Genomic DNA, 12,344 nt, shown 5'->3' with positions numbered 1-12,344 from the left:
CGATGATTTGTGAGCATAAAATTGTCAATAGAGCCTAACATATATATTATGTACCGAAAAACTTATATTGGCAATCAGCGATAAGTATTTCCGGGTAGCTACATCAAGTTAACCTCTGAGATTTATAATTAGGTGTGACTTCACGCCCGAATACTATGCTTGACCTAACTCAACTGGCTCGCCAAATGCAAGGGATGAGTAAACACTTGACCCGTGAAGCCCAAGCGGCGAGCGATCGCCTAAAAGCAGCACAAAACCTGCTGACAGAAGCCCAAAAGCATCAAGAAGAATTGATAGAAAGCCTGAATTACTGGGTAGATCGGATTCCCTTTCATCCCGCCATCCCCATAGACCAATTAGATAGCTGTTTCACGATTCAAGCACCACCCGCCGCCCATACAGTTTTTGCCACAGACGGGTCCCAAATCGCCCCTAACGCCCACGAAATCGCCTATTGTTACCTAATCAACATCGGTAGGGTTGTCCTCTATTACGGTCAAAGTCGCCACCCGATCCTTGATAGTGTTCCCGAAATTTTTTATCGTCCCGAAGACCTATATATTTCGCGCCAGTGGGGTATTCGCACAGAGGAATGGATGGGCTACCAACGCAGCATTTCGGAAGCGATCGCCCTCGCGGAAACAGCCCGAGAGATTGCTACGATTCAAGGGGACAACCTTAACCCGGCCCTCGCCTTAGTAGATGGTTCCCTAGTTTACTGGTTTTTGGAAACATTGCCAACAGAAGCGCGCGATCGCATTATCGAACCGATTTTAGAAGCCTGGGATATGATTAAAGTGTCTGGTATTCCGATGATGGGTTATGTCAGCGCCTCTCGCAGTAGCGAAACTATTTCGTTTCTGAGATTGCAAGGGTGTCCGTATAATGAACCTGATTGTGCGCGAAATTGCCCAGATTTCGGTCAAGTGGACAAAAAAGGCAAGATTAAACAAGCCCCCTGTCAAATTTCTGAACCTCTGCGAGATACGGTGCTATGGTCTAATTATCTGAAACCGGGACAGCGCAGCCCCCTCTGGCGATCGCGATCGCGTATTTTAGATTATTATGATTTTGATTCCATCTACTTCTGTTATGTGAATGTCGGCACAGAAATCGCTAGAATTGAATGTCCGGCTTGGGTAGCTGAAAATACGGAACAATTTGAGTTAGCTTTATCAATTATGTTAGCCCAAGTTTATAAAGGCTATGGTTACCCGGTGGCTTTAGCGGAAGCCCACAATCAAGCGGTGGTGAGAGGAGGCGATCGGACTCGGTTTTTTGCTATGCTGGAAGACCAAATGATTCGCGCCGGACTCCCTAACGTCGGTATCTCCTACAAAGAAGCACGCAAACGCGGAAGTATTGCTTAACACACCTTTAATTATGTCTGAACCATCTGATACTGATAGCAATTTACCCCCAGAACCTTCTCAGTCTTCCCAGAATCATCAAAAACAGCCCAATAAAGCGCCATGGGAATCTCTTGGCGAAGGATTGAAAAAAGTCTTGACTCTAGGGAAAATAACTGATAAAATTGGGGGATTATTTAATGTTAGTGAGAGCGAAGTTGCTGAGATTTTAGAGCGCGTCCGGGCTGAACTTCCAACTACAGAAGCGCTGCTAATTGGGAAACCTCAAGCGGGTAAAAGTTCCATTGTTCGGGGATTAACAGGAGTTTCGGCGGAAATTGTCGGCCAGGGATTTAAGCCCCACACCCAAAACACTCAACGATATGCTTACCCTTCCGGGGATCTACCTTTACTGATTTTTACGGATACGGTCGGACTGGGGGATATTAATCAGGATACGGATGAGTTGGTAGCGGAATTGGTGGAGAATTTACAGCAGGAAACTCGCGGCGCACGGGTGCTAATTTTGACGGTGAAAATTAATGATTTCGCTACAGATACCCTGCGAACTATTGCGGCTAGTTTACGGTCAAAATACCCTGATTTACCCTGTTTATTGGTGGTAACTTGTCTCCATGAAGTCTACCCCACAGGAACGGCAAATCATCCCGCCTATCCGCCGGATTTTCCAGACTTTCAGCGAAGTTTTGATGCCATACAAGAGGATTTTGATAATTTATATAATCGCCTAGTTGCCATTGATTTTACCCTAGAAGAAGATGGCTACACCCCGGTATTTTATGGGTTAGAAACTTTTAGGGATACTTTGATAGAATTGTTGCCAGAAGCGGAAGCCAGGACTATTTATCAGCTTTTGGAAGGACAGGCGGGACAGGAATTAAGTAGTTTATATCGAGACGTGGGAAGGCGCTATATTTTAGCTTTTTCAATTATGGCGGCTACTATAGCAGCGGTTCCCCTACCTTTTGCGACTATGCCAGTTTTAACAGCCCTACAAGTGTCTATGGTGGGGTTACTAGGAAAACTCTACGGTCAAACTATTACCCCCTCCCAAGCTGGGGGTATTGTTAGTGCGATCGCTGGTGGATTTCTCGCTCAGGCGGTCGGTCGGGAATTAATTAAGTTTATTCCGGCTTTTGGAAGTGCGATCGCTGCTTCTTGGGCTTTTGCTTATACGGGGGCTTTAGGTGAAGCTACTTGTGTATATTTCGGGGATTTAATGGGTGGCAAAAAACCCGATCCTAAGCGAATTCAATCGGTGATGAAACAAGCCTTTAAAAATTCTCAAACCCAAATCGACAATGGACCATGAAACTCCCCCTCCCTCTGGGAAAGGGGTAGAAGGAGACAAAGGACAATTGTCGGGGCGAAAAATTTTTCGCCCCTACTGTTCGCCCCTACTGGTGGCTAAGATTGTCTACAGGGGATATTGAAGTGGCAAGTTTTGATCTAAGATAGAATTTAGAATCGCTTAATATATATTTGTTATGGCTACATCAGTTCCGCATTTAGGGAAGCAATTAAGGCCCAGTGGCGAACATATTTTGGCTTCTATTGACCTAGGAACCAACTCTCTGCACATGGTCATAGTGCGAATTGATAAGAGTCTACCCGCATTTACGATTATTGCCCGAGAGAAAGATACGGTCAGACTCGGAGACTGTGGACCTAAAGGACAACTCAAGCCGGAAGTCATGGATAGGGCGATCGCCACCCTCAAACGCTTTCAGGAACTAGCCAAAACTTTTAACGCTGAACAAGTTATTGCTGTCGCTACCAGTGCAGTCCGGGAAGCGCCCAACGGTCGGGATTTTATCAAACAAGTATCCGATGAATTGGATCTCGAAGTTAACCTGATTTCTGGTCCTGAAGAAGCCCGGAGAATTTATTTGGGTGTCCTCTCGGCTATGGAATTTCACGACGAACCCCACGTTATTATTGATATCGGAGGGGGTTCGACAGAGTTGATTTTGGGAGATGGTGGAGAACCTAAATTTCTCAGTAGTACCAAGGTCGGGGCTGTCCGTCTCACTCAAGAATATATCAAAACTGACCCTATATCTCGCACAGAATTTCTGTTTGTACAAGCCTATATTCGGGGAATGTTGGAACGTCCCGTTGATGAGTTGCGTCTTCATCTCCCCAATCGAAAAGTATCCCATTTAGTCGGCACTTCCGGTACAATTGAAACCTTGGCGGTGATGATTGCTAAGGAAAAATTAGGCACTGAGCCTACACCTTTAGCAGGATACCAAATTACTTTAAATGAGTTACACAATATCGTTAGTCGTCTGCGGAAGTTATCCTACCAAGAAAGGTTACAAATTCCTGGCATAAATGATCGGCGGGCGGAAATTATCCTGGCTGGGGCGCTGATTTTACAGGAGGCGATGAGTTTATTAGAAATAGAATCTCTGACTATTTGTGAAAGAAGTTTGCGGGAAGGGGTAATTGTTGATTGGATGCTTACCCATGGGTTGATTGAAGACCGCCTACGATATGAAAGTTCTATCCGACAACGTAGCATCCTCAAAATTGCTCAAAAATATAATGTAGATTTAGAACATGGTGAACGGGTGGCAGCCTTCTCTCTCAGCCTATTTGACCAAACTCATGGCGTTCTCCATGACTATGGATCGGCGGAACGAGAGTTGTTGTGGGCGGCGGCTATTTTGCATAACTGCGGGCTATATATTAGTCATTCTGCACACCATAAACACTCCTATTATTTAATCCGTAATGGGGAACTTTTGGGTTATACTGAAACCGAAATTGAGATGATTGCTAATCTGGCTCGTTATCACCGGAAAAGCGCCCCCAAAAAGAAACATGAAAATTATCAAAACTTGTCGAAGAAAAACCGTCACATTATCGACCGTCTTAATCCTTTGATGCGGTTAGCGGTGGCTTTAGACCGTCGTCAAATAGGGGCTGTAGCTGAGGTTAATTGTGAGTGCGATCGTGATAAAAAAGAGTTTAAATTGATACTGAAACCGGTTGACCGCCAGGATAATTGTGCTTTGGAATTGTGGAGTTTAGACATCAAAAAAGATGTGTTCGAGCAACAATATAACATCAAACTGGCGGCGTTTTTAGAGCCTTAAATTAACTGTCAACTAACCCGATAATTGATGTGGCGCTACCCTTTCCCCCTCTCCCCAGAAAGCGGGTTTATTTATCTTATCGTTGGTAGGCTATGTCCTAGGGGAGGCGCGCCCCTACAATTATTAATTATTAATTATTAATTATCAATTAATTACCGGGTGGGGTGGGGCGGGTTTATTAATATTCTCCTTGAAAGCCGAGGTCCTAGGGGAGGCGCGCCCCTACAATTATTAATTATTAATTATTAATTAATTAATTACCGGGTGGGGTGGGGCGGGTTTATTAATATTCTCCTTGAAAGCCGAGGTCCTAGAGGAACCCGCCCCTACAATTATTAATTATTAATTATTAATTATTAATTGATTATCGGATGTTGTTTAATTCAGGCTGGGGGGATATATTTAAAGTCCTGACTTTAATATCCTGATAAAATTCATCCTGGGATAACTCTACCTTAGACTGAGCCGATAATAATAACAAAGCCCAAAAAACCCCAACTCGATCATGTTTAGAATTATAAATAGGCGGAGTATTTGCGGCTGACTCTGGGAGTAGATTGGTGGATTCTAACAGGTTGGGGGTGTGTGTTTTCTGCTTACCAATCAGATTAGACCAGAGAACTAATAATTGTTCAAGTTCTAACCAATCGCCTTGTGGGTCTACACTTTCAGCCTGGAGAAGTTCCTCTAATTTTCCAGCCATCTCGACCAGGTTTTCTTGGTGTGCTAATTCAGCGATCGCTTTAGCTGCTTTATTTTTGTTAACAGAAACATTACGACGGGGACGGGGACGACTCTGGTGTTGGGCGATGGTAGTCGCCATTAATTGTAGTTGATCAATCAACTCTTGGAGTGTGACTTTACGCTTTTGGGGAACCTTAGCCACAGCGCGGCGGCGTAACTGTCGTTCCAAATTCTGAGGACGCAGCCACTCAGCTTCTGAATCTTCCCCCAAAAATTCTAACTCTTCGGTAATCATAGCATCATCATCCCCAGCCGCATCAGAATCCATGAGGCTATCCGCCTTGAGTAGCACCAGCATAGAAGCATAAAGAAAGGCTTGACCAGATTGGGAAAGTTCTACAAACTGATTATTGGAGACGGAATCAACCCCGGGAGTCAGTTGGCTGAGGTAGCGATCAATCACGTCAATCACCCGCACATCCCAGGGATCTATTTCTCCCTGTTTAGCCAAATCAATCAGAAGCGCAATTCCTTCTGAGAGGCTGGCTAAAGCGTCCTGGGGTTTGTCAGAGGTCATAGGCGTTGTTTCTCCGGTCGGCTGGGGTGTGAACAGGAACTTGTGCTTACTACTATAGCTGGATGTAGGCTTCCGCATTATAGCATAAGGCTATGAGGGCTGACTTAGATATTTTTGATTACAATGAATATGATGGTCTCTAGTATGCCTGAGTTTAACTGATCATGGAATCTTTAAAATCCCAAGCCTTGTCTTATTTAAAAACCGCCCTCAATAACCCTGACGCTACTTTCCGAGATGGACAATGGGAAGCGATCGCTCGTCTAATCCAGAACCGAGAACGTTTATTAATTTCCCCCCTTCTCGCTTTAATAAAACACGGCGTAGGGTTATTGGGTGCCCTGTCTATTTGGGAATTCTGAGGCACCCAACTAGATGTAATTGACTGGAGATTTAGAAGCGTTCACCAATACCGAAGTGGATCTGATTTCCGCCTTCATCATTAATCCCATAATCAATCCGAATTGGACCGAGAGGAGACTGAATGCGAACGCCGCCCCCGAAACCAATCCCACTGCCGGGTTTACCACGAATACCGCCAGGATTTCCTTGGACACTGCTTTGAGTACCCAAAGCATGGGCACCATCAATAAATAAAGCGCCGCCAATCAAAAAATTAGCAACAGAAAAGACTGGGAAGCGATACTCGACGGAACCCAAGACAAAACTGCGGGCGGCGGCTAAAGCACCTTCACGCCAACCTCGGACAGTGTTAGCACCCCCCAAGGGGAAGGCTTCATAGGGTGGGAAATCGCCCATAATTGTGCCAGCTTGAATATTGAAAGCTAAGGCTTGGGGTGCGCCTGGAACCAACTGTAAGAAATCAACGGGGATATAATAACTATAACTACCTCGGACGCGATTAAAAAATATATTCCCGGAACCTATGGGAATCGATTGTTCTGTTCCGAAGCGAAAAGCATAGCCACTGGTGGGAATTTGGCGATTATTACGGCGATCGGTGGCCAACCCAAACTGAACGGTAAATAAATCATCCTCGCCAGACTCACTAGCGGAAAGAAGTTTACCTCTCTCATCGCGGGGGGTGATACGTTCACGAGAATCTGTTACCTGAGCGCGTTGATATTGAAAACCCAAGGAAGCCACCCAGTCGGGGTCAACAAAAGGATTTTCGGCAAAGGGACGGGTAAAACTAATACCACCACCAGTCCGAATTACCCTAGGGCGGTCTTCATTAGGGAGTCTAACATCTTCGGAGCCTTCCTCAAAAACTAGAGAAATCCCACGGCGGCGAAAAGCATTAACAGTGTAGGAGGTGCGGTAAGGGTCTCCAGCAATCCAAGGGTCTGTAAAGCTCAAATCGACGAGTAAAACCTGTTCACCAACCTGCACTTCGGCGGCTAATTGGTGATTATTTCCCCCCAAGTTGGCTTCACGATAGCTAAGAGTTCCAAACAAACCGGTGGCGGAACTGAAACCACCCCCAAAGGCGACGGACCCAGTGCTACGTTCAATGACATTAACAATCATATTAGCCTTGGTGGGGTCTTCGGGGGCAGGTTCAAGCTGAAGTCGGACATCATCAAAAATGCCTAATCTGAATACCCTACCTAAGTCCTGTTGAATAGTTGCTTGGTTAAAGACATCTCCGGGCTGCAACTGAATTTCACGGGTGATAATAAAGTCACGGGTGCGACCTGTAACGGGATTACCGTCAGGGTCGGTTGGGTCTCCATCAGCATTGAGGAAACGAACTATAATCTCGGAAATTACGCCCTCAGCGACTCTTAAAGTTACTACCCCCTCTGTGGTAACGTCTGGGGCGGCAATTACCTGGGCGAGTACATAGCCATTTTGTTGGTACCAGGTTTGGATATCGTCGATCGCCTCTTCAATGCGTCGCAGGTTGATAATTTGACCGAATTGATTAGCAAAACTAGCATCAACGACCTCGGAGGGGAGAACCTGATCTCCTTCGATAATAACCTGCTGTAGGGGAGGGTTAGGTTCGACATCAAAAGTGACTCTGACTCCCAGGGGGGTATCTTCTGGGACAGCTCGGACGTTTCTAAATAGACCGGTGGCAAAAATGGCATTAATATCTTGTTGGAGTTGGGAACGGGTAGCGGTGCGTCCTGGTTGAACTGCGATCGCCCCATAGACAACATCCACCAACTGCTCATTATCAGTTCCCGATACGAGAACTTCAGCAATTAGCACATCAGGTTCTCCCGGCTGGCCTGTTCCGGGGACTGATGGCGGTAGATTATTTTGGGCTAACTCCAGATTTTCCTGGCCCCTAGTGCCGTCGAGGCTGCAATGTTCACACTCGTAGGCGATCGCCTGCATCAAATTAACCACCCATTGAGGCTCCCTAGACCAGTCTTCTGATGGCCTTACCCCGGCGGCGCGCTCCTGAGACACAGCCAAAGGTGTCTGAGGGGTCAATAAATGGCTTTTGGTGGAACTATCCAAGTCTTGTGGAGAGTGAGGGAGCCTAAACTTTGACCTTTCCTGAAGGTTAGCAATGGCTATTTGGTCTGCTGACGGCATGACATCAAAATTCGCCTGTTTTGACTCCGGCTTACCCAGAGAGGGTTCAAAAGGCGAATATACTGGCGTGGGTGGATTTTCCGACCAGGAGGCGAGACCCATTTCCACCTTGGTCGAGGCAGGCTCCTTGTGTGCCTGTGTTCTGGCGCTGGCGGTGCTGTCGGACGCTACAAGGCTATCATCGACGTTTTCCAGTGCTACCAATGGGGAACTTACGGACCGAGGAAAATCTGCCAGTTTCTGGTAGTCGTTATTTTTGAGTTGAAATAGGGGAAACTGGGTCGGGTCTGAGCTGGTCGTCCCCGATTGGACAGAAGGGATAGCGATCGCTTCTGACTCCTTATGAGCATCGTTAGACTGATCAGAAACTGCCAAAGACCCTTGATAGTCATTGAAAATCAGTGGAGGGGTTTTACCACTAGCAGAATTTGATAGCCCAAACGTTGCTGAAGTTGCCAAACAGGCAACCCAGAAAGAACAGAAGCCCATGTTATTGACATTCTTGGACATCCACACACCAAATAATCAGCCATCGATCATGTTACAACCTCAAGGTGGAAAAATTCCTTTTCCCGTCCCAGATACCTGACCCAATCCGAAATTTTCAGGTATTTTGCCCAATTATTCGGAGAGACAACCCGGTTTCTTGGCACAATCTTTTGAGGAAGCCAGAAGACTGAGAGAAACCGGGTTTCGCGGGTTCCTGTCGTGTCCCTATAAGGGGGCTGATGGTAGAACCCGGCAGTTCAACCCAGACGACTGAGAATCCTAGCTAATACTTGCTGATAAGCACTCTCGACATTTCCGAGGTCATTACGGAAGCGATCCTTATCCATCACCCGGAGGTTAGGGTCAGTTTCGGCTTGGTCCCAGAGGCGACAAGTGTCAGGGCTAATCTCATCAGCCAATATTAACTGACCATCAGAGGTAATGCCAAATTCTAGCTTAAAGTCTACCAGAGTGATACCACATTCACTGAAAAAGTCACTCAAAATCTGGTCAATCTGGCGGCTGAGGTCTTCCATAGATTTAAGCTGTTCTGGGGTCGCCAAATTCATCACCAAGAGGCGATCGCGAGTTAGTAGAGGATCACCTAGCTGGTCATTTTTATAGCAAAATTCCACCAAAGGGGGCTGCAAAACTGTTCCCAGGGGAATTCCCGTCTGTTTACACAGACTCCCTGCGGCGATATTACGAACAATCACTTCCACAGGAACAATCTTCACCCGTTTGATCCGCATTTCATTAGGACTAGGGGTATCAATGTAATGAGTGGGAACACCCGCCGCCTCTAGGAGTTTGAACAGATGACCAGACATGGTGTTATTAATTTCACCCTTCCCTTTAATCGTCCCCCGTTTCTGGGCGTTAAATGCTGTGGCATCATCCTTATAGTAAGCCAGCAACACCTCTGGGTCATCAGTGGTATAGACGATTTTGGCTTTCCCTTCATACAGTTGTTGTCGGTCAGAGATATCAGACATATAGCGCGATGGTTAAGTTAGTATTTTGGTAATTGCTACCGGGACTGTGCCATCAGAATAACTGATCCGCGTCCCTGGACTCGATAGTGATTCCCTTGAATTGGGGGGGCTGTTTTCTCGGTACAGAAATCATTGGGGACTGCTAAAGCTGTATCCACAATACGATACCACCGTTGACCTTTTGGGAGAATAGGTATCTCAAACAGGAGGGGTTCCCAATAAGAATTGAGCATAATATGAAGATATTCCTGTTTTTCGGGATGTCGTAAACTAAAGGCAATACTGCGGGAATAATCTGCCCAATCGGGTTTATTTAAGCGTACCCCATGCCATGTAATGTTAGGTAATTTACTATTGGGGTCCATGACTAAAATGCTTTCAATCCGAAAAATTTGCAGTCTTTGGGTAAATCGGATCAGATTTTTCACAAATCGCAATAGTTCCGGGTGTTTACCGACATCACTCCAGTCAAACCAACCTAACTCGTTATCTTGACAATAGGCGTTATTATTTCCGTTTTGGGTGCGGCGGACTTCATCACCCATTAACAGCATGGGAGTTCCTTGGGATACTAACAGAATTGTCCACAAGTTTTTCATTTGTTGATTGCGTAGGGCTTCGATATAGGTATCATTAGTTAAGCCCTCAACTCCACAATTCCAACTGCGATTATCATTGTGTCCGTCCCGGTTATTTTCACCATTGGCTTGATTATGTTTCTGGTTATAGGAAACCAAATCATTGAGGGTAAAGCCATCGTGACAGGTGATAAAGTTAATGCTACAATGAGGTTCGCGATCGGGTTTGGGGTAAATATCTGGACTCCCCATAATTCGATAGGCTAGGCGTTGGATTTGTTTGGGTTCACTTTTGACAAAACTGCGAACATCATCCCGAAATTGTCCATTCCATTCGGTAAAGCGATCGCCTGCAAAAGACCCCACCTCATACAGTCCCCCTGCGTCCCAAGCCTCAGCAATTAGTTTGGCTCCCGCCAATACCGGGTCAGATTTAATAATCCATAAAATCGGCGCATCTTCCATGGGTGTACCATCACGATTTCGGGAAAAAATTGATGCCAAATCGAACCGAAAACCATCCACGTGCATCTCGGAAACCCAATAGCGCAGACTATCAATAATCATTTGTCCCGCGATTTCATGGTTGGCTTTAATGGTATTTCCGCAGCCACTATAGTTACTATAAAACGACTGATTCTCCTCCTCCAGCATATAATACATAGAATTGTCAATCCCCCTAAATGAGAGAGTCGGACCATTCTCATTTCCCTCGGCGGTGTGGTTATAAACTACATCTAAAATTACCTCAATACCCGCTTTATGAAGGGCTTTCACCATATCGCGAAATTCATCAACAGGTCCGAGGTGGTCGCGCCTAAAACTATACTGTCTATGGGGAGCAAAAAAGGAAACTGTACTATAACCCCAGTAATTTTTTCGAGGCGGAACAGCGTCTTGTTCATCAAATTGATGAACAGGCATTAATTCTACTGCAGTGATTCCCAAGTCTTTTAGATAAGGTATCTTATCAATTAAGGCTGCATAAGTTCCTCGTTTAGACGGGGGAATACCTGAGTTAGGATTGCGGGTAAAACCGCCCACGTGCATCTCATAGATTACGGTTTGAGAATAGGGGATTTCCAGCGGCTTATCATCTTCCCAATCATAAGTTTTGGGGTCTACGACTACGGCTTTCATAGCCTTAGCACAGTTATCACCACGTTTGGAGGCCGCTTCCCGACTATAATTTTCGGTATTAACCACAGCTTTAGCATAGGGGTCAAGCAGTACCTTATCCGCGTCAAATCTATAGCCCAATTCCGGCTCAAACATTCCATAGGCGCGATATCCATAAATTTGCCCTGCCTTAATGCCTTTGACAAAAATATGCCAGTAGTAGAAAGTTTTATTATACTGAGGGTCAAACTTGATCACACGGCTAGGTTTGGCATCATCTTGGGCATCAAAAAACAGCAACTCTAAAGATGCACAGGTTTTGGAAAATAAGCAAAAATTGACCCCATCAGGATAAACTGTAGCACCGAGGGGGAAACTCTGACCGCGCCCAATATCAGACTTCATTAATTAATCGACTCCTTTGAAAATCTTAGAGGTTTTAATATTCTCAGGTGGAACGCCAAATTCTCACCGGAAACTGTTGAGGTTGGTCCTCAAAGGCTGTATGTAGCAACCATGCTTTAATGGGAGAAATTGTTTCTCGTTGACTTTTAGTTAGATTTGGGTGTTTTCTTAGTATGTTCAGTCTATGAGGGATGTCCCCTAGTTCCCAATCGAGGCAGCTATGGCCAAGATGTTGTCAAGAAATCCTTTAAGATTTTAGGCGATCGCGACACATTTCGCGACAGATTTATGGTAAAATGAGACTCGGCGAAACTGTTAAGTCTACCAACTCTGAAGTTCAGGGTGATCTCGTGGGAATGCCAATTTTCAATGTCGCCGAATCAAAGCATGATTTAATCTCAAATTAGGTTAACATTTTACGGCAATACGGTATAATAAGCGAGAAGAGTTGAGGATAAACCTATTGCCAGATATGTCAAACCCAAGGAAGCCGCCCAAATCCTTGGAGT

General features: G+C 45.5%; 8 protein-coding genes. 4 read left to right on the top strand and 4 right to left on the bottom strand.

The features are described from left to right. Positions 1-155 precede the first annotated feature (155 nt). The 3 genes from ACTIE0_RS07295 (at position 156) to ACTIE0_RS07285 (ending at position 4,474) form a co-directional block, all read left to right on the top strand. On the top strand, positions 156-1,370 hold the full coding sequence (locus ACTIE0_RS07295) for a DNA double-strand break repair nuclease NurA (RefSeq protein WP_006618294.1): 1,215 nt from the start codon (positions 156-158) through the stop codon (positions 1,368-1,370). A gap of 13 nt (positions 1,371-1,383) precedes the next feature. Beyond that, positions 1,384-2,682: a YcjF family protein gene (locus ACTIE0_RS07290; protein WP_006669425.1), complete on the top strand. Its 1,299-nt coding sequence runs from the start codon at positions 1,384-1,386 to the stop codon at positions 2,680-2,682. A 175-nt stretch (positions 2,683-2,857) separates the two neighbouring features. After that, a complete protein-coding gene (locus ACTIE0_RS07285; RefSeq protein WP_006669427.1) occupies positions 2,858-4,474 on the top strand; it encodes a Ppx/GppA phosphatase family protein in 1,617 nt (538 codons plus the stop codon). Positions 4,475-4,838: 364 nt separating this feature from the next. Here ACTIE0_RS07285 and ACTIE0_RS07280 read toward each other — a convergent pair whose 3' ends face one another. Continuing rightward, positions 4,839-5,735 (bottom strand): segregation/condensation protein A, encoded by an 897-nt coding sequence (locus tag ACTIE0_RS07280; RefSeq protein WP_006622507.1) that lies wholly within the window; start codon positions 5,733-5,735, stop codon positions 4,839-4,841. A 164-nt stretch (positions 5,736-5,899) separates the two neighbouring features. Between ACTIE0_RS07280 and ACTIE0_RS07275 the strand changes: the two genes are divergently transcribed. Further along, positions 5,900-6,097: a hypothetical protein gene (locus ACTIE0_RS07275; protein ID WP_006622506.1), complete on the top strand. Its 198-nt coding sequence runs from the start codon at positions 5,900-5,902 to the stop codon at positions 6,095-6,097. 31 nt (positions 6,098-6,128) lie between these two features. Here ACTIE0_RS07275 and ACTIE0_RS07270 read toward each other — a convergent pair whose 3' ends face one another. From ACTIE0_RS07270 to glgX, 3 genes are all read right to left on the bottom strand, one after another. Beyond that, positions 6,129-8,759, bottom strand: coding sequence for a cell surface protein (locus tag ACTIE0_RS07270; protein WP_006622505.1), 2,631 nt, complete (start codon positions 8,757-8,759; stop codon positions 6,129-6,131). Between the two features lie 236 nt (positions 8,760-8,995). Then, positions 8,996-9,733 carry a phosphoribosylaminoimidazolesuccinocarboxamide synthase gene (gene purC / locus ACTIE0_RS07265; RefSeq protein WP_006622504.1) on the bottom strand — a complete coding sequence of 246 codons (738 nt, stop codon included), beginning with the start codon at positions 9,731-9,733 and terminating at the stop codon, positions 8,996-8,998. 35 nt (positions 9,734-9,768) lie between these two features. Next, on the bottom strand, positions 9,769-11,835 hold the full coding sequence (gene glgX, locus ACTIE0_RS07260; RefSeq protein WP_006622503.1) for a glycogen debranching protein GlgX: 2,067 nt from the start codon (positions 11,833-11,835) through the stop codon (positions 9,769-9,771). Positions 11,836-12,344: the final 509 nt, after the last annotated feature.

It is taken from the genome of Limnospira sp. (assembly GCF_051859755.1).
GTDB classification, from domain to species: domain Bacteria; phylum Cyanobacteriota; class Cyanobacteriia; order Cyanobacteriales; family Microcoleaceae; genus Limnospira; species Limnospira fusiformis.
The sequence above is the reverse complement of the archived record's forward strand: the minus strand, read 5'-3'. Positions and strand labels throughout refer to the sequence as shown.

Excerpts from the sequence above, each read along its gene's own strand:
- ACTIE0_RS07295 (WP_006618294.1), top strand. The coding sequence starts at position 156 with ATGCTTGACCTAACTCAACTGGCTCGCCAAATGCAAGGGATGAGTAAA.
- ACTIE0_RS07290 (WP_006669425.1), top strand. The coding sequence starts at position 1,384 with ATGTCTGAACCATCTGATACTGATAGCAATTTACCCCCAGAACCTTCT.
- ACTIE0_RS07285 (WP_006669427.1), top strand. The coding sequence starts at position 2,858 with ATGGCTACATCAGTTCCGCATTTAGGGAAGCAATTAAGGCCCAGTGGC.
- ACTIE0_RS07280 (WP_006622507.1), bottom strand. The coding sequence starts at position 5,735 with ATGACCTCTGACAAACCCCAGGACGCTTTAGCCAGCCTCTCAGAAGGA.
- ACTIE0_RS07275 (WP_006622506.1), top strand. The coding sequence starts at position 5,900 with ATGGAATCTTTAAAATCCCAAGCCTTGTCTTATTTAAAAACCGCCCTC.
- ACTIE0_RS07270 (WP_006622505.1), bottom strand. The coding sequence starts at position 8,759 with ATGTCCAAGAATGTCAATAACATGGGCTTCTGTTCTTTCTGGGTTGCC.
- purC (WP_006622504.1), bottom strand. The coding sequence starts at position 9,733 with ATGTCTGATATCTCTGACCGACAACAACTGTATGAAGGGAAAGCCAAA.
- glgX (WP_006622503.1), bottom strand. The coding sequence starts at position 11,835 with ATGAAGTCTGATATTGGGCGCGGTCAGAGTTTCCCCCTCGGTGCTACA.